The 24,960-nt window shown below is 71.2% G+C and carries 19 protein-coding genes; all 19 read left to right on the top strand.

What is annotated here, in order from left to right:
* Positions 1–42 precede the first annotated feature (42 nt).
* The 19 genes from ACFYPN_RS32155 to ACFYPN_RS32065 all read left to right on the top strand — a co-directional run bounded on the left by ACFYPN_RS32155 (position 43) and on the right by ACFYPN_RS32065 (position 24,483).
* Positions 43–816, top strand: coding sequence for an alpha/beta fold hydrolase (locus ACFYPN_RS32155; RefSeq protein WP_358763805.1), 774 nt, complete (start codon positions 43–45; stop codon positions 814–816).
* Between the two features lie 32 nt (positions 817–848).
* Entirely contained in the window at positions 849–2,513 is a 1,665-nt protein-coding gene (locus tag ACFYPN_RS32150; RefSeq protein ID WP_389303227.1) for a non-ribosomal peptide synthetase, read from the top strand.
* Positions 2,510–4,522 (top strand): alpha/beta fold hydrolase, encoded by a 2,013-nt coding sequence (locus tag ACFYPN_RS32145; RefSeq protein WP_389303225.1) that lies wholly within the window; start codon positions 2,510–2,512, stop codon positions 4,520–4,522. The genes ACFYPN_RS32150 and ACFYPN_RS32145 overlap by 4 nt, the downstream gene beginning before the upstream one ends.
* A gap of 5 nt (positions 4,523–4,527) precedes the next feature.
* The gene (locus tag ACFYPN_RS32140) at positions 4,528–5,715 is read left to right on the top strand and encodes a cytochrome P450 (protein ID WP_389303254.1); all 1,188 of its coding nucleotides are present in this window, start codon (positions 4,528–4,530) and stop codon (positions 5,713–5,715) included.
* 34 nt (positions 5,716–5,749) lie between these two features.
* Positions 5,750–8,797, top strand: coding sequence for an amino acid adenylation domain-containing protein (locus ACFYPN_RS32135; RefSeq protein ID WP_389303222.1), 3,048 nt, complete (start codon positions 5,750–5,752; stop codon positions 8,795–8,797).
* On the top strand, positions 8,797–10,512 hold the full coding sequence (locus tag ACFYPN_RS32130) for an amino acid adenylation domain-containing protein (protein ID WP_389303221.1): 1,716 nt from the start codon (positions 8,797–8,799) through the stop codon (positions 10,510–10,512). Before ACFYPN_RS32135 ends, ACFYPN_RS32130 begins: the two co-directional genes overlap by 1 nt.
* On the top strand, positions 10,512–11,231 hold the full coding sequence (locus tag ACFYPN_RS32125; protein ID WP_389303218.1) for a hypothetical protein: 720 nt from the start codon (positions 10,512–10,514) through the stop codon (positions 11,229–11,231). Before ACFYPN_RS32130 ends, ACFYPN_RS32125 begins: the two co-directional genes overlap by 1 nt.
* Entirely contained in the window at positions 11,216–12,238 is a 1,023-nt protein-coding gene (locus ACFYPN_RS32120) for a thioesterase domain-containing protein (protein WP_389303216.1), read from the top strand. Before ACFYPN_RS32125 ends, ACFYPN_RS32120 begins: the two co-directional genes overlap by 16 nt.
* A complete protein-coding gene (locus ACFYPN_RS32115; protein ID WP_389303212.1) occupies positions 12,235–12,900 on the top strand; it encodes a 4'-phosphopantetheinyl transferase in 666 nt (221 codons plus the stop codon). Before ACFYPN_RS32120 ends, ACFYPN_RS32115 begins: the two co-directional genes overlap by 4 nt.
* Before the next feature lie 209 nt (positions 12,901–13,109).
* Positions 13,110–14,498: a condensation domain-containing protein gene (locus tag ACFYPN_RS32110; protein WP_358763820.1), complete on the top strand. Its 1,389-nt coding sequence runs from the start codon at positions 13,110–13,112 to the stop codon at positions 14,496–14,498.
* Between the two features lie 34 nt (positions 14,499–14,532).
* Positions 14,533–14,745: an MbtH family protein gene (locus tag ACFYPN_RS32105; protein ID WP_389303208.1), complete on the top strand. Its 213-nt coding sequence runs from the start codon at positions 14,533–14,535 to the stop codon at positions 14,743–14,745.
* Positions 14,742–15,494, top strand: a complete 753-nt coding sequence (locus tag ACFYPN_RS32100) for an alpha/beta fold hydrolase (protein ID WP_358763824.1) — start codon at positions 14,742–14,744, stop codon at positions 15,492–15,494. Before ACFYPN_RS32105 ends, ACFYPN_RS32100 begins: the two co-directional genes overlap by 4 nt.
* 54 nt (positions 15,495–15,548) lie before the next feature.
* A complete protein-coding gene (locus tag ACFYPN_RS32095) occupies positions 15,549–18,989 on the top strand; it encodes an amino acid adenylation domain-containing protein (RefSeq protein ID WP_389303205.1) in 3,441 nt (1,146 codons plus the stop codon).
* Between the two features lie 25 nt (positions 18,990–19,014).
* Positions 19,015–19,590 carry a hypothetical protein gene (locus tag ACFYPN_RS32090; protein WP_389303202.1) on the top strand — a complete coding sequence of 192 codons (576 nt, stop codon included), beginning with the start codon at positions 19,015–19,017 and terminating at the stop codon, positions 19,588–19,590.
* 200 nt (positions 19,591–19,790) lie between these two features.
* On the top strand, positions 19,791–22,466 hold the full coding sequence (locus tag ACFYPN_RS32085; RefSeq protein WP_389303199.1) for an amino acid adenylation domain-containing protein: 2,676 nt from the start codon (positions 19,791–19,793) through the stop codon (positions 22,464–22,466).
* A 240-nt stretch (positions 22,467–22,706) separates the two neighbouring features.
* A complete protein-coding gene (locus ACFYPN_RS32080) occupies positions 22,707–22,931 on the top strand; it encodes a hypothetical protein (RefSeq protein ID WP_358763832.1) in 225 nt (74 codons plus the stop codon).
* Between the two features lie 530 nt (positions 22,932–23,461).
* Positions 23,462–23,662 (top strand): hypothetical protein, encoded by a 201-nt coding sequence (locus ACFYPN_RS32075; protein WP_389303196.1) that lies wholly within the window; start codon positions 23,462–23,464, stop codon positions 23,660–23,662.
* 42 nt (positions 23,663–23,704) lie between these two features.
* Positions 23,705–23,947, top strand: coding sequence for a restriction endonuclease fold toxin-2 domain-containing protein (locus ACFYPN_RS32070; RefSeq protein ID WP_389303194.1), 243 nt, complete (start codon positions 23,705–23,707; stop codon positions 23,945–23,947).
* Positions 23,948–24,036: 89 nt separating this feature from the next.
* Positions 24,037–24,483, top strand: coding sequence for a hypothetical protein (locus ACFYPN_RS32065; protein ID WP_389303191.1), 447 nt, complete (start codon positions 24,037–24,039; stop codon positions 24,481–24,483).
* Positions 24,484–24,960 lie beyond the last annotated feature (477 nt).

Raw genomic sequence — 24,960 nt, 5'->3', positions numbered from 1 at the left:
CCCACACTTCTCGACCCTCTCGACCCGTAGGAGCGGAACTCCATGCACTCGGCACCACCGCAGAAGGCACAGAGCTGGGTCCGGCCGATTCCCGGCCGGACCGACCCCGGCGCCCTCCGGCTCTTCTGCTTCCCGTACGCCGGGGCCGGCGCCTCGGTCTTCCGGGAATGGGGAGCCGATCTGCCGGAGAGCGTCCAGGCGTTCGCCGTGCAGCTGCCGGGCAGGGAGGACCGGTTTTTCGACCCGGCGATCGCCGATCTCGACGAGCTGCTGGACGGCCTCCTCCCGGCCCTGCTCCCGTACCTGGACCGGCCTTTCGCCTTTTTCGGCCACAGCATGGGCGCGATCGTCAGCTGGGAGCTCTCCCGCAGGCTCCAGCGCGAGCAGGGGCTGGAGCCGGTCCGCGTCATCGTGTCCGGCTGCCGGGCTCTGCCGGCCCACGAGTCCCGGAAGCTGAGCGACCTCGACCTTTCCGACGAAGAGCTGATCAACGAGCTCCGCCGGCTCAACGGCACACCGGAGGAGCTGCTGCAGAACCCGGACTTCGCCACCTTTATCCTGCCGACCTTCCGGGCCGACCTCTCGCTGTTCGCCGGCTACGTCTACCGGCCCGGCGAGCTGCTGTCCTGCTCCGTGACGGCGTTCGGCGGCGAGTCGGACCCGCGGGTCGCCGAGGAGCACCTCAAGGGTTGGGCCGAGCTGACCACCGGTCCGACCGAGGTGGAGGTGTTCCCCGGCGGCCACCTCTTCCTCAACGACGAGCGCAAAGCCGTGCTCCGGAGTGTTTCCGGGGCTCTCCCGGCCGTCGGCCACTGACCAGTATCTTCTTCGAACTCCAGGAGGCGTGTGTGGAGACAGTCTGGAACGTCGTCCGGGCACAGGTGGAGCGGACGCCCGATGCTGTGGCCGCACGGTCCGCACGGACCTACACCTACCGCGACGTCGCGGCACTGGCCGAAGAGCTCGGCCGGCGAATCGTGGCGGAGGTCCGGCCGGGCTCCCTGGTGGCACTCGACGCATCCAACCTGTTCAACGGGGCCGTCGCCATCCTCGCAGCGGCCGCCGCGGGCTGCGCCGTGCTGCCGCTCGACCGGCAGAGCCCGCCGCCCAGACGGGCCCGGGTCCTCAGCGACGCCCGCCCCGCCCTGCTCCTGCGCGAGCTGGCCGAGGGCGAGTTCGCCCTGGAGGTGCATGGTCTCCCGGCACCGTCGAGGGAACCGGACCTGGACGCCATCGCCTACACCCTGTACACCTCCGGGTCGACCGGGCAGCCCAAGGGCGTCATGGTCGGGCACGAGGCCCTGATCGACCGCCTCGCGGGCCTGGCCGAGCGGCCGGGGCTGGCGGCCGGCGAGAGCGTTCTGGCGATGACCGCACTGTCCTTCGACATCTCGCTGGCAGAGCTGCTCCTCCCACTGACCGTCGGGGCATCCTTCACGGTCGTCCCGGAGGAGGCCCGGGCCGATCCACTAGCCTTCGCGGAGTTCCTGGACGAGGCCCGACCGGACCTTGTCCAGGCCACCCCCAGCTTCTGGCGGATGCTGACGGCCTCCGGCTGGACGGGTGAACCCCGCAGCCGGCTGTGGACCGGCGGGGAGCCGCTCACTCCGAGCCTCGCCCGGGAGCTGCTGCCGCGGTGCGCCGAGCTGTGGAACGTGTACGGCCCGACCGAGGCCGTCATCTGGGCCACGGCCGCGCGGGTGGTCTCGGCCGACCGCATCTCGATCGGCGAGCCGCTGTCCGGGACGGGCATGCTCACTGACGGGAACGGTGAACTCCTGCTCTACGGAACGGGGCTGGCGCACGGCTACCTTGACCGGGAGGAGCTGACGGCCGAGCGCTTCCCACTGGGTGACACAGCCGACGGCCCGTGCCGCCTCTACCGCACCGGCGACAGGGTCAAACCCGGGCCGGACGGAGCGCTGGAGTTTCTCGGCCGCCTGGACAGCCAGGTCAAGTTGCGCGGACACCGGATCGAGCTGGGCGAGGTGGAGGCCGTCCTGGAGGAGCACCCGGACGTCTCGCAGGCCGTCGTGCTGGTCCAGGACGCCGACCGGCCCGACGCCGCGGCGCTGGTGGCCTTCGTGGTGCAGCGGGCCGAGGCCGACCTCCAGGCCTGGGTGAAGGCCCGGCTGCCGGCGAGCCACCACCCCGCCAGGATCACCGCCCTGCCCGCCCTGCCCCGCACCAGCACCGGAAAGGCGGACCGTGTCGGGCTCGCGGCGAGCCTGGCCGCCGCCGGTGGCGACCGGCCGGCGACGCTTGCCGGGCCGGTGCCGCCGGGGGACGTACGGGAGGCGGTCGCCGAGGCATGGCGGCGGACCCTCGCCACGGCCACCGTCGGCGAGCACACCAACTTCTTCGACGCTGGCGGGAACTCGGCCCTCCTGGCGGTGCTGCAGAAACGGCTCACCGAAGGCCTCGGTATCCGGGTGCCGATCAGGGAGATCTTCCGGAATCCGACCGCCAGCGGGCTGGCGGACCACATCATCCGTACGAAGGTGCCGAAGTGAACCTCTACTGCATTCCCTACGCCGGCTGCTCGGCACGCGTCTACGACTCCTGGCAGCAGCACCTGCCGGACCACGTCACCGTCGTGCCCCTGGAACTCCCCGGACGCGGCTCCCGCTGTATAGAGGAGCCCATCGATGAGCTCCCGGCGCTGCTCGAGGACCTGTACCGGCAGCTCGACACCGGTACGCCGTATGCACTGTTCGGCCACAGCTACGGCGCCCTGATCGCCTTTGAGCTGGCCAGACTGCCCCGCTCCGAAGGAGTCCGCCGGCCGTCGGCGCTCCTGCTCTCGGCCAGCTGCGCCCCCCGGATCCCCGCCGCCGACGCGGACAGCCACCGTCTCTCGGACGCCGAACTCGTCGAGCGGCTCGCCGCACTGGGCGGAACTCCGAAGGAACTGCTGGAGAACGAGGAGCTGATGGAGATCTACCTACCCGTCATCCGTGCCGACTACCGGATTCTCGGCGCGTACGGCACGGGCACCCCGGGCACGGTCGACTGCCCCATCACGGCGTTCTACGGGGACGCGGACGACGAGGCGGACCTGCCCTCGGTGGAGGCGTGGGCGGACTATACGAACGGCCCCTTCCGCGTGGAGCGGATCCCAGGCGACCACTTCTTCCTGCACTCGGCCGAGCGGGAGCTCGTGGCCGCCGTCGAGGCGGCCTGCACGCAAGAGGGTGCTGTCGTGACCCCGACCGCCGCGCCCGTGACCTTCGGCCAGCTGTCGGTCATCCGCGACCTGGAACTGTCCGTCCCGGACGAGCAGAGCGACGGGAACCTGACCGCGGTGTACACACTGCCCGCCGGGACCACCACCGCCGAGGCCGAGGCAGCCTGGTCGGCGCTGGTCGAGCGACACGAGGCGCTGCGCACGGTCTACGACCGGTCCCCGGCCGAACCCCTGCAGATCGTCCACCCCTTCCGACCGGTCCGCCTCGACCGGGTTGAGCTCCCGGACGGGACGGCGGAGGCTGCCGAAGCCCTCGCCGCGGACATGGCCGAGCGCGAGATCCGGGTGGAGTCCGAGCACTCCTGGCGTGCGGTGATCGCGACGCACGCCGGCGAGCCCCGCCACCTGGTCTGCATCCTGCACCACCTGGCCGTCGACGCCACCGCCTGCGCCCTGCTGGAGAAGGAGTTCCGGACCCTGGTGGCAGGCGGTTCACTCGGGCCGGGGCCGGTGCCCCAGCCGGTGCAGCTCGCCCTGGCCCAACGAGCGCAGGAGCGGCAGCACCGCCGGACCGTTGAGTACTGGCTCAAGGCATGGGAAGGCTTCGTCGAGGAGGACCGGCAGGCCGGGGACACCAGCTTCCGCGTCAGGGCGGCCCTGTACTCGGAAGCGGCCATGGCGGCCGCCGTCCGGGTCTCCGAGCGGCTGGGCACCTCCGTGCAGTCCGTCGTTCTGGGCGCCTCGGCACTTGCCCTGTTCCGGCTGAAAGGCCGGGAGCGGGCCACCTTCGCCTTGGTGGCCGGGAACCGGACCGACCCGCGCTGGGACACCCTCGTCAGCAGCATGAACCAGCTGGCGCCGATGACCGTCGCGGCCGGCCGCGGAACCCGCCCGGAGGCCCTGTTGCGCGCGGTCTACCAGAGCGGCCTGGAACGCCTCCTGCACGGAAGCTACAGTCTCGACGAACTGCGGGAGCAGCTGACCGCGGCGGGACACCCGAACCCCGACCCGCTGCTGTTCGGCTGCTACTTCAACTTCCTCGGCGAGATCGCCGAGCCCCCGGAGCCCGGGTCGCCGCTCCTCGACGGCATCGAATGGGCCGCGACCGCCTGGCAGGCGAGCCCGGGCTTCAACCTTCGCGCCGCGACTGGCTCCGGACTCCACCTGTCGCTCACCGCCAGCCGTGACTACCTGCCCCCTGATCTCGTCGGCCTGTACCTGGCGACCGTCGAGGCCGTCCTGGCCGGCCTAGCGGACGGGGCGCCGAGCACCCTGGACGAGATCGATTACGCCCCGACGCGCCGGGTCGACCAGTACCCGGAGATAGCCGAGTGAATGTGATGCAGGCCGCACGCTGCCCGTACCGCAACGGCGACCAGCCGGCCGCCGACCCCTGCACGGACTACCTCCCCCTGCGGGAGGAGGAGTCGGTCCGCTGGGACGAGGACCTGGAGGTGTGGATCGTCTCCGGGTTCCGCGAGGTGACCGCCCTGCTGCGGCACCCCGCCCTGTCGGCTGCCTGGCCGCAGCGGGGTGCCACCCCCCTGCACCGGGAGGGCGAGGGCGGGGAGCGGGCAGCAGAGATCGTGCGCAGGTGGTTCATGTTCAACGACGGCAACGAACACGCGGCCACCCGCCGGATCGTCGCGCCGCTCTTCGCGGCCGACCGGCTCGCCGCGATGCGCCCCGTCGTGGATGAGCTGGTCGATGAGCTGCTGGCCGGACGCACGGACGGGGTGGAGGTCATGGCGGACCTTGCCGTCCCACTCTCCAGCCGCGTCATCTGCCGGATCCTGGGCCTGCCCGACGACGTAGCGCCCCGGCTGGACCACTGGGCGCCCGACATCGCGGCGCTGCTGATCGCGGACTACTTGCCGGAGGTAAGGACCAGGGGGCACCGGGCCCTGCGGGAGATCGCGGACGTGGTGGAAGAGGCACTGCGCTCGGAGGTCCGCGAGGGCACCGGCCTGTGGCTGCTGGACAAGGCCCGCAGGGAGGGCGCCATCGAGGCATCCGACATCTGGGCCACCGCCAGCCTGCTCATCTACGCCGGGTTCGAGACCACTTCGACCTTCATCGGGAAGGCCGTACGGGCTGCGTTGCACGCCGGTGCCTGGGCCAGCGTGCAAGGGCGTGAACCGGCCGCGGTGGTCGACGAACTGCTGCGCTTCGACACCTCTGTCCAGCAGGTGGCCCGCGTCGCCGCCGCGCCGGTGGAGGCGGCCGGACACCTGATCGCCGAAGGGGACCTCGTCCTGCTGATGCTCGGCGTGGCCAACCGTGATCCGGTCGTTTTCGCTGGCCCGGACCTCCTGGACTACGACCGGGAGATCAGGAGGCACCTCACCTTCGGCTTCGGTGCGCACTACTGCCTCGGGGCGGGGCTGGCGCGGATGGAGTCCGAGATCGTACTGGAGCGCCTCGTCGGCCGGTGGCCGGATCTGGCCCTCGACGGGCCACCGGTGACGAGGCAGCACTTCGGCATCACCGTCCTGGAACGCCTGGCCGTGCGTGGCACGGGCCGCTGACGGCCGACCGCCCAACCCTGAAACGAGAATTGGGATGACACGAGTGACGAGCAGGTCTCCGGAGCCTGCGGACCGCGGGTTGATCCACGACGCGGTGGCCCGGCAGGCCCGGCGGCACCCCGAGCGGATCGCCCTGCGGCAGGGCGACGCCGAGGTGACCTACCGAGAGCTGCACCTGGCGAGCGACGAGCTCGTCGCCGACCTCCACGCGGCGGGCGTCGGCCCGGGCGCCCTGGTCCCGGTGCTGATACCGCGTTCCCCCCGGCTCGTGGCGACCCTCCTCGCCATCCTCAAGTGCGGTGCTGGGTACGCTGTGCTGGACTCGTCCTGGCCCGAGGAACGGCTCCGCTCGATCATCGGCCGCCTGGCCCCGCCGGTGCTGGTGGCGCAGTCCCCCGTGGACCTGGGCCTCCCGTGCTGGACCGGTGCGGACGCCCCGATCGAGGAGCTGGCCCGGCGCGGCCGTCCGGCTCCCGAGTTGCCGTGCGCCTCTGGATCGGCCGCCATCGTCTTCTTCACCTCCGGCAGCACCGGCATGCCGAAGGGAGTGGTCGCCCCGCACCGGGCGGTGCTCCGGCTGTTCGGCCCCGGCACCTTCGCCGACCTCGGCCCCGGCCGCACCATGATGGCCGCCACCTCCCCGTACTGGGACGTCATGGCCCTGGAGGTGTGGGGCCCGCTGGTGAGCGGGGGTACGGTCGCGCTGGCCGAGGACGAGTACCTGATGCCCGCCGGCCTGGCCGAACTCGTACGCGACCGTGGCGTCGGCACCGCCTGGCTCACCACGTCCCTGTTCAACATGTTCGTGGACGAGGACCTCTCCTGCTTCGAGGGGCTCGGAGAGCTGCTCATCGGCGGGGAGCGGGTCTCGCAGCACCACGTCCGCAAGTTCCTCACCCGCCACCCCGGGATCCGGCTGACCAACGGCTACGGCCCGGCCGAGGCCTGTGTCTTCACCACGACCCACCCGATCACTCTGGAGGACACCGAGCACCCGCACGGCGTTCCGATCGGCCGGCCCGTGCCGCAGACCGGGGTCCATCTGCTGGACGGCGACGCGCTCTGCGGCCCGGGGGAGACCGGCGAGGTCTGCATCTCCGGCGCCGGCCTGGCCAACGAATACCTGGGACAGCCGGAGGAGACCCGCGCCTGCTTTACCACGGTCGAGCTGGACGGCGTGCCGACCCGCGTCTACCGGACGGGCGACCTGGGCTTCGAGGGGCCTGACGGTCTCCTGTATTACCGGGGGCGCACCGACCGGCAGGTGAAGATTCGCGGCTACCGGATCGAGCCCCTGGAGATCGAGAACGCCTGTCTCGCGCTGCCCTCGGTAGAGCGGGCGGTGGCGGTGCCGGTGCCCGACGAGGATGGTGCCCTCTCCCGGATGGCGCTGTTCTACGTGCGCGGGGCCAGCACGGAACCGCTCGCCGAGGAAACCGTCCGGGCCCGGCTCACCGAATCGCTGCCCGCGCACTGCATGCCCGCCGAACTCCGTGAGCTCGCGGCCATCCCGCTCACCCCCAACGGCAAGGCCGACAGCCACGCCCTGCTCGAAACCCTCACGCGGGCGCCCGCTTCGGCGGACGTCGCCACGGCCGACAACGGCCACCAGGACATCGCCCGCGAGGAGTACGCCCGGATCGTCGGCCCGGACGCCGACCCGGACACCTCGTTCGCGGCCCTGGGCGGAACTTCCCTGGACGCGCTGCGGCTCTGCGCGCGGACGTCGGACCGGATCGGCCGCCGGATCTCGGCCGGCGATTTCCTGCGGACCCCGACCCTGGCCGGCCTGCTGGCCCTCGTCGAGTCGGCTGCCGCGGTGCCGGCGGGCAACACGGCCGAGGAGACCGGCCCCATCTCGCTCAGCGGCGTCCAGGCGAACTTCTGCCTCCAGCACGAACTGCTGCCGGACGACCCGTCGGCCGTCTGCCAGGTGGCCTGGCGGGTTTCCGGACCGCTGCAGCTCCCGGTCCTGGAAGCCGCACTGAACGACCTCCACCGGCGTCACGAGGGCCTCCGCGCGGTCTACCGCGTCGACGACGCACCGGTGGCCGTCCTGCCCGGGCCGGTCGACGCCATCCGGGTGGAGACGGTGGCCGAGGAGCACTTCGACGAGGCGCTCGGCTGGCCGCTGCGGATCGAGAAGGGCGAGGTCTGGCGCTGCGTGGTGACCGAGACCGGGCTGCTGGGGCTCGCCGTGCACCACGTGTCGTTTGACGGCTGGTCCCAGGGGATCCTGGTGGCCGAGCTGGCGCAGGCCTACGCGGCCCGAGTCCGCGGAGCGGCACCGCGGTTCGCCGCGGAGCCCCCCGGCCTGCGGCGGCTGGCCGAGGAGGAGGCGGCCCTGCATGGCCCGGACGGGCACCCGGAACAGCTGCGCTACTGGTCCTCGGCACTGGCCGGTCTGCCCGAGCTCGACTTCCCGCAGCCGACCGGAGCCCCGGAGGCGCGGGAGTCGGCGCAGCCCGTCATCTTCACCGTCGGGCCGGAGAGGGTCGGCGCACTCTCCGCGCTGGCCCAGCGGTCCGGCGCCACGCTCTTCGTCCCGCTGGTGGCCTGCTACGGCGCCGCCCTGACCCGGGTGCTGGGGCAGCCGGACTTCGGGATCGGCGTGGCGCTGGCCCGGCGGTTCGGCAACGAGGCGGCCCGGGCGGTCTCCTGTCTTGTGGACGCCCTCTGCCTGCGCCTGCCGGACCTGGACGGGTGCCGGACCCCCGAGGACGCCCTCGCCGCCGCCCTGCCGGTGGTGACGGCGGGCCTGGCCCGCCAGGACCTGCGGTTCGCGGACGTGGTCCGGGAGGTGCGCCCGCCGCGGACCGGACGGAACCCGCTCTACCAGACGCTGTTCGCCTACCAGGGAAACGAGGAGCCGCGGCTCGAACTGCCGGGGTGCACTGTCCGGCCGTACACACCGGCTGCCGTGCCCGCCATGAACGAACTCGTCTGCGAGGTCTGGCCGCTGCCCGACGGAGGACTGCGCGTGGACCTCACCCACCGGGGCCACCGAGTCGGCAGGAACGTGGTGGAGCGTGTCGCCTGGGCGTACCAGGAACTTCTTGTTGGGGATAGGAGTGGTCTTTGATGCAGGGCACTGTGAAGGCATGGACGGCGGTCGGGATGCTCCGCGAAATCGCCGACGCGCATCCGGTCGCGGTCGCGGTCGAGTGCGGCGGCCGGAAGCTGACCTACCGCGAACTGTGGGACGAGGCCGTCTCGGTGGCCGGGCGCATCCGGCAGGCCGAGGGCCACCGCGACGGCAGCCTCGTGGGCGTGCTCTTCGACCGCGGCATCGACGGCGTCGTGGCCCAAATCGGAGCCTGGCTCGCGGGCTCCGCCTACCTGCCGCTCGACCCGGCACTCCCGGGTGGCCGACTCGAGTCGATCCTGCAGGACGCCCGGCCGGCCGCCGTGCTCGTGCAGCGCGGGCTCGCCGCGCGGGTGCCCGCCGGCATTCCGGTGCTCGACGGCACCGGCCCCGGCGCAGCCCCGGTGCCGGTGATCCCGGCCGAACCGGCCTACGTTATCTACACCTCTGGTTCGACCGGTACACCCAAGGGCGTCGAGGTCGGCCACACGGGCCTGGCGAACCTGATGTCCTGGCACCGGAAGACCTACGGCACCCGCCCCGGAGTGCGGGTCGGAGCCTTCGCCGGGCTGGGGTTCGACGCCACGGTCTGGGAGGTCTGGGCCGCGCTCACGAGCGGCGCGACGCTAGTGCTGCCGACCGAGCGGATGCTCGTCGACATCGCGGCGATCGCCGCTTTCATCGAGCAGAACGCCATCACGCACTGCTTCCTGAGCACCCCGCTTGCCGAGCAGCTGTTCGCCCTCCCGGCACCGCCCGCGGGCCTGGCCGTTCTGCTGACCGGCGGCGACCGCCTCCGGGTGGGCCCGCCGGCCGGCTTCCCCGCCGCGGTCTTCAACCACTACGGCCCGACCGAGGCCACTGTGGTGACCACCGCCAGCGGGGACATGCGCCGCGGCTCCACCGGCGGCGCGCCGGTGATCGGACGCCCCATCACCGGTGCGAAGGTCCGGCTGGTCGATGCGGGCGGGGCCGAGATCACCGAGCCAGGTGTGCCCGGGACGCTGCTGATCGGGGGCGACGTCCTGGCTCTCGGCTACCGGGGCGACCCAGAGCTCACCGGCCGCCAGTTTGCCGCCGACCAGGACGGGAACCGCTGGTACGACTCCGGTGACATCTGCCGCTGGACGGCCGGCGGCGAGCTGGAGTTCGTGGAGCGGCGGGACGCCCAGGTCAGCATCCGCGGGCACCGCGTGGAGCTGTCCGAGATCGAGCGGGAGATGCTGGCCGTTCCGGGCGTCCAGCAGGCGGCCGTCGTCCACGTGCCGGACGAGGACGGCGGATCGCTGCGCGCCTTCCACTGCGGCGAGGTTGAGCCGGCCGGCATCCGTACCGCGCTGACCGACCGGCTGCCCGCGTACATGCTCCCCGCCGTGCTGAGCCGGCTGGACGCGATGCCGCTGACGCCCAACGGCAAGATTGACGTCAAGGCCCTGCTGGACGTCCCGGCCGAAGCCGCGGCAACCGAACACGTCCCGCTCGGCGCCACCGAGGCGCGGATCGCCGAGATCTGGTACGAGCTGACCGGGAACCGGCCCCGTCCAGAGGACAGTTTCTTCGAGATCGGCGGGCACTCGCTGATCGCCGCCCGGGCCGTGTCCCGGACGCGTGAGCTGTTCGACGTCAAGATCGGGCTTCAGGTCATCTTCAACAACCCCTGCCTCGCGGCCTTCTCCGCCAAGGTCGACGAAGCCGTCAGGAGCGCCGAGTGATGCAATCTCTCCTCGTGATCATGGAATTCGGGAACGAGGTCCCCCGGAGGACGTTCGCCGGGATCCTGCCCGACGGTTGGCAGGAGCGGACCCTCAGGATCGACCCCCTGCACCACCCCGGACTCGCCGACGGAGTGGTCGGGACCGCCGAACAGGCCGCGTACTGGGCCGCGCGGATCACCGCCGCCGGACCGCCCCCGGCCGCCGTGCTGGCCTACTGCTCGGCCGTCGGCCTGGCCTCGGCGCTCGTGGAGGCGCTGCCCGGCCCGGACGTCCCGCTCATCGTGCTCGACCCGGCACCGGCCGACCCCGAGGCCCCGCAGGAACTGCTGGAAGAGCTCGTCCAGGCCATGGACGAATCCGCCGAGGTGCCTGCGATCACCGGCCTGCCGGCCAGTGAGGCGCTCGCACTGGGCAGTTCCTGCCTCCTCTCAGCGGTCGTCGCATGCTCGCCCGGGCTCGACGAGGACATCCTCGTCGAACTGACCGGGGGGCAGCGGGCCTGGCTGAGCTTCACCTTGACCGCGGCGGAACCTGCGCAGACCCCTCCGGCCCCCGCGCACGTCCTGCTGAGCGAGGGGCTCGACTGGCCGGGCTCTGGGCAGGTGCACCGGGTCGGCGTGACGGCGGAGGATCTGTTCCGCGCCCCTGGGGCGAAGGAACTGCTCACCGGCCTGCTGGCCACCGGGAGGAAGGAAGAGGCATGCCTGCCGTCATAGAGCGAGACGCTGTCGACGCGCTGCTGGCCGCCCAGTGGTCCCGCATCCTCGGCGAGCGGCCAGCCGATCCCGATGCGGACTTCTTCGCCTCCGGCGGCACGTCCCTGAAGGCGGCCCAGCTGGCCGGCGCCGTGCGGAGCGCCTCCGGCGTCAAGATGTCCCTCCAGCGGATCTACGAGCTGCGGACCTTCTGCGGCATCGGCTCCGCCCTCCGCGAGAGCACCGACACCGCCCACCGGCGGCTCGTCATCCTCAACACGGCCGGCGCCGGCACACCGTTGCTGCTGGTGCCCTCCGCCAGCGGCAGCGTCGTCGGGCTGCACCGCCTCGGCGGCAGCCTGGCCGACCGGCCCGTGCACGGCCTCCAGGCGCGCGGCCTGAACGTCCAGGACGGTCCGCCGAGCAGTGATCTCGCCGAGCAGGTGGCGGACTTCGCCGAGGTGCTGGAGGCATCGGGGCTGCCGTCCCGCCTGCACCTGGCCGGCTACTGCGTCGGCGGCATCGTGGCGTACGAGCTGGCCCGGGCCCTGCACGCCCGGGGTTGGGAGATCGGCTCGCTGCTGCTGCTCAACACCTCCCTCTACTGCCCGCCGCTCACCGTCGAACAGGCCATGCAGGAGAAGCTCCGGCAGCTCGTAGCCGAGGCCGGGTTGCCGGCCGAGGTGGCGGATCGTGGGGCCGGGGAGGTGCTCCGGGAGCTCGGTTCGGCCGAGGATCCGGCCGACTTCGACGCCCGGGTGCGCGTCTTCGGCTCGGTCGGTGCCGCGGTCTCCGGCTTCGTCCCGCAGCCGGTCGTCTTCCCGGTCCGGCTGTTCTCCACCGAGGATCGGGACGACCCCGCCGACATCGCCGCGACCCCGGGACCGGTGGTCGACTGGCCGGATCTCGGCCTGCCAGACTTCCGCCAGTACGCGGTTCCCGTCGACCACTTCGAGATGGTCGAGCACGTTCCCACCCTCGAGGCAGTGGAAGCCGTGATGACCGAACTCGACGAGGCCGCTTCGTGATCACCCTCCTGCCGCCCGGCGTGGAGGTCGAGGAGGCGTACGGCGATGTGCCCGGCGCTCCGCTGCAGCCGGGGGAGGCCGACGCGGTCGCCCGGTCGCCGGTCGCCAGACGCCAGGAGTTCGCCACCGTCCGGCACTGCGCCCGAACCGCCCTCAAGCGGCTCGGCATCCCGCCGGCCCCGATCCCCCGGGGTGCGGCGGGGGCACCGCAGTGGCCGCCCGGCGTGGTCGGCAGTATGACCCACTGCTCGGGCTACCGGGCGGCCGTGGTCGCCCGGGCGGAAGCATTCCGCTCACTCGGTATCGATGCGGAGGTTCACCAGCCGCTGCCGGACGGAGGCCTGCGCCTGATCTCCTCCCTGGCCGAACGGCGCCACCTCGCGGAACTCGTCGCCAGGAACGCCCAGGTGCACTGGGACACGCTGCTCTTCGCCGTCAAGGAGAGCGTCTACAAGGCGTGGTACCCCCTGGGTGGCGTGATGCTCGACTTCGTCGACGCCGAAGTCGAACTCGACCCGGACAGCGAGACCTTCACCGCGCGGCTGTCGCCGCCGGAGACGACGGCCGAGAGGGACAGCCCGGTCTTCTTCGAAGGGCGGTGGCAGGTAGTGGACGGGATGGTCCAGGCCGCGAGCGCCGTTCCGAGCCGGGCCCGCACCTAGGGCGGATTTGTGAATTCCGGTAAATCAGAATCTTGACAGAATGAAGGACGGCGAAAGAATGGATGGGCCGCGGCGTTTAAATCGAGTCGGCCATCTGTTGGGCGGCGCCCGCGTCGCAGAAAATCCCTGGAGAAATGGCAAGTTTCCCTTGGCGGGGTTCGTCGGCCCAGGCCCCTTGCAAACCGTTGACGTGAAGATTGGCTGGCCAAGTGGAAAATCCCCACGATTTCGAGGACGATCAGGTCTGGCTCGAGCTGTGGAACGGCCAGACGGGGCTGTGGCTCCAGCACCAGATGGACGACGGGAGGGCTGACTCCAACCTTCCGTACTGGCACCACCTGCAGGAGGCCGTGGACATCGCCGGCGTGCGCCGCGCGGCAGCCCTTCTGGTGGAACGCCACCAAGCGCTGAGGCTCTCCTTCCGGGATACGCCCGACGGTCCGCGCCAGCGTGTCCTGCCCGATTTCCGGCCGGATGTACCGCTCGTCGACCTGACTGGTGCGGCCGACCCGACGGCCGAACTGAACCGGCGCATCCGGACCGAGAGCGCGACCCCCTTCGAGGATCTCGCCACCCCGCCGGTGCGGATCAAGGTGTTCAAGCTGGCCAACGACCACCAGTGCCTTTACGTGAACGTGCACCACATCGTCGCGGACGGCACCAGCATGGGCATCTTCGTACGCGAGCTGCTGCTCTGCATCGAGGCCTTCGCCGCGGGCGGAGAACCGGAACTGCCCCCGCTCCCGACCACCTACGACGCGTTCGTACGAGGCCGCCGGGAGTGGCTGGCGAGCGACCAGAGCAAGGCCGTGGAGGCGTACTGGCTCGACCAGCTGGCGGCCCCGCTGCCGCGCCTGCGCATCGGGGACTACGACGCGCCCGCCGAGGAGGTCGTGAACGAGACGCTGGAGTTCGGCGTCGAGGCCGCCACGGCATCAGGGCTGGCCGCCCTGGCCCGGAAGCTGCGTGTCACACTGCACATCCTGCTGCTCAGCGCCTACGCCGTGGCGCTGCGCGGCATCAGCGCTGACGACGACATCGTGGTCTGCGTCCCGTTCTCCGGGCGGGACACCAAGGAGCTGGACGGCATGTTCGGCTGCTTCCTCAACCCGCTCTCCGTCCGGGTGCGTATGTCGGGCGGGGATCCCTTCGAGGAGGTCGTGCGCCGGACCAGGGCCGTGAGCATCGGCGCCTACGCGAACAGCCGCTACCCGTTCACGTCGCTGCTCGAGAAGCTCGACGCCGCGTCCCGGCCCGGCCGTAACCCCGTCTTCTCGACCTCCTTCCAGTTCACTGACTTCCTGCCGCCAGCCCGGCAGACCTCGCAGCTCGACCTCTGCCTGTTCGGCAAGCCGGACGGCGACCGGCTCGTCCTGCGGCTGAACTACAACACCCGGCGGCTGGCGAAGGTCGAGGCCGAGGAAGTGCGGTTGTCCTTCCTCGCCGTCCTGCGGACGGTCGTCCAGGACGCGGCGGTTGCGCTGGACGCCCTGGCGGAGCCGCTGTCGCAGGCTCGGCGGGCGGCGCGGACCGCACCCGCCGGCCGCCGTCGGCTGGGGGCCCTGCGCGCCTCCCGGCCCGGAGCGCCGAGCGCCTGAGCCGTATCCCGCCACCCACTGAAAGGAAACACCCATGGATGGACGGCGCGACCACGGCTTTGTCGTGGTGGTCAACTCCGAGGAGCAGTACTCCGTTTGGCCACAGGGCCGCGAGCTGCCCGCCGGCTGGCGGGAGACCGGCGAGCTGGGGTCCAGGGAATCCTGCCTCGCGCACATCGACGACGTGTGGACCGACATGCGTCCGCTGGCCCTGCGTCGGGAGATGGCGGACGGGACCGGCCGATGAGGGTGATGGTCAGGCCGCTCGCCGACCGGCCGCATGCGGCCACACAGCTGTTCTGCTTCCCGTACGCCGGCGGCGGCGCCTCGGTGTTCCGCGACTGGGCCGCCGCCCTGCCCGCCGACATCGAGCCGTGGACCGTCCAGCTGCCTGGCAGGGAGGACCAGCTGGGGGCGCCGCTGCTCGACCGGATGGGCGATGTGCTCAACGCCTTGGTGCCCGCGGTCATCCCGCACCTGAACCGGCCGTTCGCGTTCTTCGGGCACAGCATGGGCGGCCTGGTCGCCTGGAGCCTCACCCGCACTCTTCAGCGGATGGAGGCCGGCTCGCCCACCCGGCTGTTCGTCTCGGGGTGCATGCCGCCCCAGGCCCGGGAGGAGACCGAGTACCACGCGGAGCCGGAGGAGGAGCTGGTGAAGAAACTGCGCTCCTGGGCTGCGACACCGGAGGAGGTGCTGGCGGACCCGGAACTGATGCGCCTGCTGCTCCCGGTGATCCGGGCGGACCTGGCGGTGGTCGAGACCTGCCGGTTCACCGACGGACCGCTGCTGACCTGCCCGGTCACGGCCTTCGCAGGGACCGAGGACGACCCAGCAGGCACTGCGGCGATGCCGCGCTGGGGCGAACTCACGGCCGGCGGCTTCGACCTGCGGATGTTCCCCGGCGGCCACTTCTTCCTGCACTCCGCCCGTCCGGCCGTGCTCGCCGAGATCTCCGGGCGGCTCGCCGCCGTTCCCCGGCACGGCGGTCCCTGACCCGAAGCCCTTCGCAACAACCATGCTCACGATTGACGGATTAGGTGGAACGACATGTCGCAGCGGTCCGTGATGGACGTGGTCTCGGATGTGTGGACGGCTGTCCTGCGCACCGAGATATCTGGTCCTGGCGCGAATTTCTTCGCCCTGGGGGGAAATTCGCTGCAGGGTGCCAAAGTAATCAGCCAATTGCGCCAGGAACTGGGAATACGGATTCCGCTCAGTGCGCTCTTCGAGGCCCAGACCCTCGCCGAGCTGACCGCGGCCATCGAGTCCATGCGGGAGGAGGAGCCCGGCGCGACACAGACCATCCGACCGTTCGAAGGGCGCTCGGGCGAGGTCTTCCACGCGCCCACCTCGTTCACCCAGCAGCGACTGTGGGTCGACGAGCACATCCAAGGGCCCAGCTCCCGCTACAACATCCCGGTGGCGAACGAGCTCGTGGGCCCGCTCGACACCGCTGCCCTGCAGCAGGCCGTCCAGGCACTGGTCGACCGGCACGAGGTCTTCCGCACCACCATCAAGGCGGTCGACGGCATCCCCGAGCAGGTCATCCGCGCCGACGCCGAACTGCCGCTGACCGTCGTCGACCTCAGGGACGAGCCGGAGGAGAAGCAGGAGCAGGTCCTGGCCGGTCTCCTCCTCGAATCCGCCCAGCGGCCGTTCGACCTGGAACAGGGGCCCCTGCTCCGGGTCGAGCTCTACCGGCTGGACAAGGAGTGGCACGTCCTGCTCATCAACCTGCACCACATCATCACCGACGTGTACTCCTTCGAACTCGCCATGGCCGAGCTGCTCGAGCTGTACGCCGAAGCCGCCGCCAGCCGGGCCCCGGCCGACGCGAAGCCGCCGGTACAGTACGCCGACTACGCCGCATGGCAGCGGCGCACGGTCACCGGGGTCACGCTCGAACGCCAGCTGGACTACTGGAAGGACCGGCTGCGCGGACCGCTGCCCGTGCTGGACCTCCCGACCGACCTGCCGCCCCGCGAGACCGCCACGAGCCACGGGGCGTCGGTGGACATCGAGCTGCCCCGCGCGGTGTCGCGTCGCCTTCGCGAGCTGTCCAAGGACCACAACGCCACCCCCTTCATGACCGTGTTCACGTTGCTCAACGTGCTGCTCAGCCGTTACAGCGGCCAGACGGACATCGTGGTCGGCATTCCCAGCGCCAACCGCGACCTGCCGGAGCTCGAGTCCATGCTCGGGTGCTTCCTCAACACCCTCGCGGTCCGCAGCGACCTCTCCGGCGACCCGACGTTCGCAGAGGCGCTCGGCCGGGTACGGTCCCGTATGCCCGAGGACTTCGCCCACCAGGACGTCCCCTACGAGCGGGTGGTCAACGCGGTGTCGACCGGCCGCTCCTCCCGGCAGGGCCCGTTCCGCGTCATGCTGGCCTACCAGCACGAGGTCCCGGCCCCGGACCTGGCCGGGATCACCGTCAACGACGTCGAACTCGGCCTGAACCTCAAGGCGGTCAAGTTCGACCTCGTGTTCAGGGTCGTCGAGACCGAATTCACCTACCGCCTCGCGGTCGACTACAACACCGACCTTTTCGTCGAGGAAAAAGCCTGGCGCATCCTCGACCACCTGGCCGTGCTCGCGGCCGACGCCGTCGCCGCCCCCGGCAAGCGCCTCTCCGAGCTCACCATCCTCCCCGAGGAGGAGCGCCGCCGGCTCGAGAAGTGGTCCACCGCCGAGTGCGGCCCCTACTGCACGGATCTCTTCCTGCACCGCCTGTTCGAGGAGCAGGCGCTCAGGACCCCCGACGCGGACGCGGTCGAGAGCGGCGACGGGTGCGTCACCTACCGCGAACTCGACGGCAGGGCCACCCGCCTGGCCGAAGAGCTGACGGCACGCGGCATCGGCACCGACGACCTGGTCGGCCTGTGCGCGGAGCCGTCGGTCGACCTTATCGTCGGCATCCTCGGCATCCTGAAGTCCGGTGCCGCCTACGTGCCGATCGATCCGCTCTCCCCCGCCGACCGTATGTCGTACGTCGTCGCGGACAGCGGGATGAAGATTTTGGTCCTCACACCGCAGCTGCGCGACCAGCTCCCGACGCCGGTCCTGGACAGCGTGGACGTCGTGGCCACCGCGCAGGACGGCTCGCAGGGCGGCGCCCCCGGAGCCGCCCTGCACCCCTCGCAGCTGGTGTACCTGATGTACACGTCCGGAACTACCGGCCGGCCCAAGGGCGTCGGCCTCCCGCACACCGCGATCACCCCTTGGATCCAGTGGGCCCAGGACACCCGTCCGATCGGCCCCGGCACCCGGGTGGCGCACAACCTCTCGTACCACTTCGACTGGTCCGTCGAGCAGATGTTCCACGCGCTGACCGCAGGCGCCTGCCTGGTCATGCTCCCGCGCGAGGTCAAGGCCGACGGCCGGGCCACCGCCCGGTTCATCAACGACAAGTCGATCCACATGCTGTACCTGACGCCGACCCAGATGCGCGCCATCACCGATGCCGACATCGCCATGCCGACGCTGCGGCACGTGTCCATGGGCGGTGAGAACCTGGACGCCGACCTCGTGGCGCGGACCCGCGCGGTCGTCTCCGCCGAGTGCGAGATCTGGAACGAGTACGGGCCGACGGAGACCGCCGGCGCCGCCCTCGTCGGCCGGATGGGCGACGAGCCGCTGGAGCGCAGCTCCATGCCTCTGGGCGAGTTGATCGCCAACGCCTCCTGCGCGGTGGTCGACCGCTGGGGGAACATCCAGCCCATCGGCGTGCCCGGCGAGCTCTGGATCGGCGGTGACGGAGTCGCCCGCGGCTACCGCAACCAGCCCGCCCTGACCGCCGACCGGTTCGCTCCCGACCCGACCCGCCCCGGCCGCCGCCTCTACCGCACGGGCGACCTGGTGCGCCGCCTGCCCAACGGGGAGATCGAATTCCTGGGCCGCGTCGACAGCCAGGTCAAGATCCGCGGCGTGCGGGTCGAACTGGAGGAGATCGAATCGGTGCTGCGTGGCCACCCGGAGGTGGCGAACGCCGTGGTAACCCTGGAGCCCGACCAGCGGCTGGTCGCCCACGTGGTCAGGACCCCGGACAGCGGACTCGACGAGGCCGCGCTCCGTGCCCACCTCGCCCCGAAGCTGCCCATCGTCATGCAGCCGGCCGTGTTTACGTGGCTCAACACCATGCCGCTCTCCCCGACCGGCAAGGTGGACCGCGGGCAGCTGCCCCGGCCCGAGCCGGTTCCGGTGCTGCTGGCAGCCGTCACGCCGCCAGGCACCAAGACGGAGCGCACCGTCGCGGCCGCCTGGACGGAAGTGCTCGGGCTCGCCGAGGTGGATGTGCGGACCAACTTCTTCGAGGCCGGCGGGGACTCCTTCTCCCTGCTGACGGTCGCGAGCCGGCTGCGGGCCGAATTCCGACTGGACATCCCGGTGCGCGCCCTCGTCGACGCTCCGACCGTCGAGTCGCTGGCCGGGTACATCGAGGCGCTGCGCGAGGCGCCCGTCAGCCCGGCCGCTGCGACCCAACCGTAGCCGACCGTGAGAAAGGACGATCTGCGTGAACGGACACACCGAGAGCAGGACCGCCCCGCCGCCGTTGGCCCCGCTTGTCACCGACATCCGAGCGGCGGTGCGCACGGGGGGCGCCGACAACCCCGCGCACACCGCCCGCGGCGTCGCGAGGGCCGTCGCCCCCCACCTCGGGGGCGAAGGACTGCTGACGCCGGAACAGCTGGAGCCGGACCGGCGGTCCTACCGGCAGCACGTCCTCCACGCGGAGCCCGACGGCTCGTTCTCGATCGTCGCACTGGTGTGGATGCCGGGGCAGCGGACCGCCATACACGACCATCTCGCCTGGTGCGTGACCGGCATCCACCTCGGGGCCGAGGAGGAAATCCACTACCGCCTGGCGGCGGACGGAGACCGGGCCCACCTGGTCCCCGTCGAGGCCACCGTGCACGAGGCCGGCGCCGTGGACTTCCTCCTTCCGCCGGGGGACATCCACGAGGTCCGCAACGCAGCCGACCACACCAGCGTGTCCATCCACGTGTACGGAGCCGACCTCCGCAGGAGCGGTTCCAGTATCAGGCGCACCTACGACCTCCCGGTGCGGGCGGCGGAGCTCACCGGCTGACGAGGAGGGGGCCGCGGAAGCGGCCCGGGTCGGCCTCCGTAGGGGCCGGGCACTGCGCTGCGCCCCGGTGAAGCCGCACCCGAAGATGTCCGCCTCCGGCAGCGCAACCCGGCCGATCCGCTCTCCGGCCCTGCCCCCCCGGCCTCGTCGGTGCCGTCCCCGGTCCGACGCCCAGTTCGACAATGATGGGAAGTGACGTCATGAGCGACACAGTGGCTCACGGCATGGCGGCAGAGACCCTGCCCGATCTGTTCGCGGCCCAGGCGGCCCGTACGCCTGACGCCGTCGCACTCGTCTGCGCCGATGCATCGCTCACGTACGCCGAACTGGACGCCAAGGCCGGGCGGCTGGCGCGGCTGCTCGCGGCCAAGGGGGTGGGACCCGACACGATCGTGGCGGTCGCCGTGCCGCGATCCGTGGAGCTGCTGGTCGCCCTCTACGCAGTGCACAGGACCGGCGCCGCATACCTCCCCATCGATCCGCTGCTGCCCGCCGAGCGGATACGAGAGATGACCGAGGACGCACAGCCCGTACTGACGCTGGACGGCAAGGACGTCCGGCGGATGTCGGAACAGGAAGGGCCGGCGGCCGACGGGACGGAGTGGCCCCCGCCTCACCCGTCGAACACCGCCTACGTCATCTACACCTCGGGATCCACCGGCCGGCCCAAGGGGGTGGCCGTGTCCCACGAGGCCATCGTCAACCGCCTGCGCTGGATGCAGGCCGAGTACCCGCTCGGCCCCGACGACCGCGTCCTGCAGAAGACGCCCGCCGGATTCGACGTGTCGGTGTGGGAGTTCTTCTGGCCGCTGTGCGTCGGCGCCCGCCTCGTCCTGGCCGGCCCCGACGACCACCGCGATCCCGCCCGGATCGCCGAGCTGATCCGGACGGAGCACATCACCACCGTGCACTTCGTCCCGTCCATGCTGCGCCTCTTCCTCGAGGAGCCGACGGCGGCCCGCTGCGATCAACTGCGCAGGGTGTTCGTGAGCGGCGAGGCGCTTTCGGCCGACCTGCGCTCATGGTCCTTCCGCGTCCTGGACGCCGAACTGCACAACCTCTACGGACCCACCGAAGCAGCGGTGGACGTGTCCTACTGGCGGTGCGGCCCGGGCGACCCGCCCGGCCCGGTGCCGATCGGCATGCCGGCGTGGAACACCCGGCTGTACGTTCTGGACGAGCAGCTCGACCACGTCCCGCCCGGGGCCGTCGGCGAGCTCCACATCGCGGGCGTCCAGTTGGCCCGGGGATACGTCAACCGGCCGGGGCTGACGGCGGACCGCTTCATCCCCGACCCCCACGGTCCCGCAGGCAGCCGGATGTACCGGACGGGGGACCTCGCCCGGCTGGACACCGACGGGGTCCTGCACTACCTGGGCCGCAACGACCACCAGGTAAAGGTGGGAGGCGTGCGCATCGAGCTCGGGGAGATCGAAGCGACGCTGGTCCGGCACACGGCGGTCGCCGAGGCCGTGGTGCTGGCAAGGCCCGACGAGGCTGGGGAGACGCGGATGACGGCCTACCTCGTACCCGACTCCGCCGAGGCCGCCGTGCTGCGCAACCTGTGCCGCCTCGAGAAGGCCGGGCTTCTCGACCGGAGCGACCTGCGGACCCTGCCGAACGGCATGGCCGTCGTCGCGCCCAACCAGGCGGAGGCGAACTTCCTGTACCGCGAGATCTTCGAGCAGGGCGAGTACCTGCGGCACGGGATCGTGCTGCCCGAAACCGGGGCATGCGTCTTCGACGTCGGCGCACACATCGGGTTCTTCTCGCTCGCGGTGGCCCGCTCCCGCCCGGGCAGCGTGATCCATTCGTTCGAGCCGATCCCCCAGCTGTTCCGCATGCTCGAATCCAACACCCGGCTCCATGGAGTCGACGCCAGGCTGTACCCCTGCGGGCTCGCCGAAGACGCGGGCACGGCCTCGTTCACCTACTACCCGCAGCTTTCGATCATGTCGGGACGATTCGGCGATCCCGCCGAGGAGCGCGGTGTACTGGAGGCATTCATCCGCAACGAGCAGCCAGAGCGGGGGGCCCTGCCGCAGGACGGCGCGGATGACCTCGACAGTCTGCTCACCGAGCGGCTCCGGCACACCGACGTGGCATGCGAGCTGCGCACGCTGTCGGACGTCATCGATGAGTCCGGTGTGGAGCGGATCGACCTGCTCAAGATCGATGCGGAGAAGAGCGAACGCGAGGTGCTGCTCGGGCTCCGTGAGGAGCACTGGCGCCTGGTCTGCCAGCTGGTCATCGAAGTGCACAACGTACCGGGCCGGATCGACTGGATCCGTGGCCATCTGGAGGCGCGGGGGTACCAGGTCGACATCGACGGGCTGGCCATGCTCTCGGAGACCGGTTTGGTCACCGTCTACGCGGTCCGCGGCGGGCGGCCCACACCCGGTGGCGCGGAGGGCGCCGCACCGGCGCACCGAAGAGCGGGCTGGTCTTCTGTGGACCTGTACGTGGAGGACGTGCGGCGGGAGGCGCAGCTCCGGCTCCCGCCCCAGATGATGCCGGACCACTTCGTGATCGTGGACGAACTGCCCTTGACGGCCAACGGCAAGCTCGACCGGGCGGCACTGCCGGAGCCCCGGCGCCGGCCGACCGGGGGGCCCGCCGCACCACGGGACACGACCGAGGCACTGCTGTGCTCCCTGTTCGCCGACGCGCTCGCCGCCCCTGGCATGGGGATCCACGACGACTTCTTCCGCCTGGGCGGCAACTCCTTCGACGCCATCCGCCTCGTGGCCCGGATCCGTGGCGCGCTCGGCGTCGCCGTGACCGTCCCGAGCCTGTTCAAGGCCCCGACGGTGGCCTCCTTCGCCGAGCTCCTGGCCCGGGGAGGGGGCGGTGATCCGTCCTCGGCCAACACGTGACCCTGCCACGCGCCGACGCCGGTCGAGGCGCTCGTCCCGGCGGAACAGCTGAGCCTGGAACGCTTTACACCGACAGCCGTGGAATGCGCACTCGACTCGGCGTTCGAGATCGAACTGGCCCGATCCGGGAGGGTACTGACCGTACCGGTCGACCAGTCGAGCGGCCGCCGCCCGACGCCGCCGGGCCGCCGAGCAGCGGGCCCTGGACCGCCAGACCGATCTTCAGGACGGCAGGCCGAGATGCAGCGGCTGACGGGATTCTTCCAGCGCACCGGGTTCGACCTCGCGGCCTGGGACGCCTTCACCCGGCTCATCCGCTCCGCCTCCGGCAAGGCGATCGCGTACGGGGAGCAGAACCCCGCTACGGCAGCGGCCTGCTGGTCCACGCCCGGCCCCCGGGGGAGCGCGCAGGGGCACACCCTGGCAGCCGTCGTCTGCCCCGACCCGCACGCGCTCACCCGATAGCCGGAGAAGCTCGACATCCTGGTCCCCGACCACACCTGGCTCGCCCGCATCCGGGCTGCTGCCAGGGTCCCGCTGCGGGTCGCCTTACTGAACCCCTGCACCGGGCGCAGCGCGGCGCGACGTCGGGAAACGGGCCCCGGGGGTGATCCCCGGGGCCCGTGGCGTACCGGGTTTACCAGTAGCAGCGGGTGAGGCCCGGTTCCTGGGGGCGGGCAGCAGCACGCTTCTCATCCGCGATTTCGCTGCTGGCCGCGCCGCAGGGCGTCCGCGCGGGCGTTGGGAGTCGGCGAGTTCCTCTGGCCGTGGGAGCAGCCCCGGTTCGGCGGCAACGGCAGCGACGGCGGCCTGAACGAACTCATCGCGGGGCCCGCGGATCGCGTCCCTGGACAAGATCCCGCCCGCCCTGGACAGCTCGAAGTCCCGGGTCCCGATGCCCCAACCGGACAACAACGGTGGTCTCCTGCCCGGGCTCCCGCCGTTCCTGGCACCCCTGATCCGGGTCCCCACCCTGGTACCGGTGGTCTACACCGGTGGTCTACCGGCCCCCGAACGGGCCCCGCGTCCAGCCGATCGCTCCGGCCACCCCGCCCGATCCGCGCTTCCCGCCCCTCACCTCTGGCCAGCAGCACCACTTCCAGACCTGGCTGGACTCCCTGCGCGAAGGAGATGTCTCCGGGGGCAGGTCCGCTGAGATCGGCTACCAGAAACGGGTCGCCGGCTACCCGGAGTAGGAAGTCCGCGTACCGCCCGGACTCAGCGCGAACAGCACCCTGATGGTGGACGGCTTCCGCAGTACCGACGGCATGGCCGTCGAAGTGAAGTACGTCAACAAACCCAACCAGCGCTGCTACCGCTCCCTGGAAGAGCTCCGCACCAACCACGCCACCGGGAAGAAGGACTTCTTCTATGCCTCCGACCGCACCGAGCTCGCCAAGTACGCGGCCGCGCTCAACGACCCCAGGAACAAGGAGATGCGGGGAGTCGAGACCGTCACCAACAACCAGGATTCCGTTTAGTACTGGCGCATCATGATGGCCGCCTACGGCGTCAAGGGCACCGCCCCCTACGTCCCCTGACACCCCGCACAGAGAGCACACCAGGATCCATGGAACCGGACGAGCTCGCCGAACTGCGCACCATGTACATCTTCATCCCGCCCGACGGACAGACCTGGAACCTGACCTTCCCGGGCCTGGAAGCCATCCTGCGCCGACGCGAACCCGACGCGTTCATCCGTATCGACGAGGGCACCCACGGCCCCGTCACCGGGACGTCGATGGACTTCGAGATCACCCTCGACGACGAACTGCTGGAAGGCATGGCCCTGCTCTCGCCCGAGGGCGTCACCGTCAAGGACGCCACCGCCCGCTCCGCCGCCACCTTCGCCCTCTGGCTGCGCAACAACGCGGTCCCCGCGGGCATGGCCATGGTGTTCAACACCGCATGGGGCGTGGAGGACGACCTCCCCGACACGCCCGTCCCGGACGCCACCCGCCCCCGCATCGCGGCCGCCTTCATGGCCCACCTCGTCGAAGCCGGCGATCTCGACTGACTCCGGCTTCCTCGCCCTCCGCGTTCTGCCCACGGGTCTGCCCCGGCAGCTGCGCGGCCTTCCCGTCGCCTCGGTCGTCGGCTGCGGTGCCACCCGGGCCGATCACCTCACACCGCGGGCTGTGCCGCTTCGATCCCGGTTCTGTAACACGGTCAGCGGCGGGTGCCGACCGGTTCGTAAGGTGATCGTCTGCCGGGCCCGCACCGGGGGGTTGCCCGGCTCTGATCAGGAGGGATGCACATGTTCCCTACCTGCACCATGGCCGCCGCAACGATCGAGACGGCCGCCGCCGGTCCCCTGGCCCTGCCCGCTCCCGCACAGGCAGCCGGCTCCGTACACGTGTCCAAGATCTTCTATGACAGCCCTGGCTCGGACACCCGCCTTAGAGGTCATCTCATTTGGGCGAACTCGGTATTCTGTGAGTCATGGTGGGGATCGTTGAGCGGTTGGTGCCGGACGAGTTGTGGAGGTTGTTCC

Origin of the sequence: Streptomyces sp. NPDC005576 (genome assembly GCF_042871745.1) — a bacterium.
GTDB lineage: Bacteria > Actinomycetota > Actinomycetes > Streptomycetales > Streptomycetaceae > Streptomyces.
The sequence above is the reverse complement of the archived record's forward strand: the minus strand, read 5'-3'. Positions and strand labels throughout refer to the sequence as shown.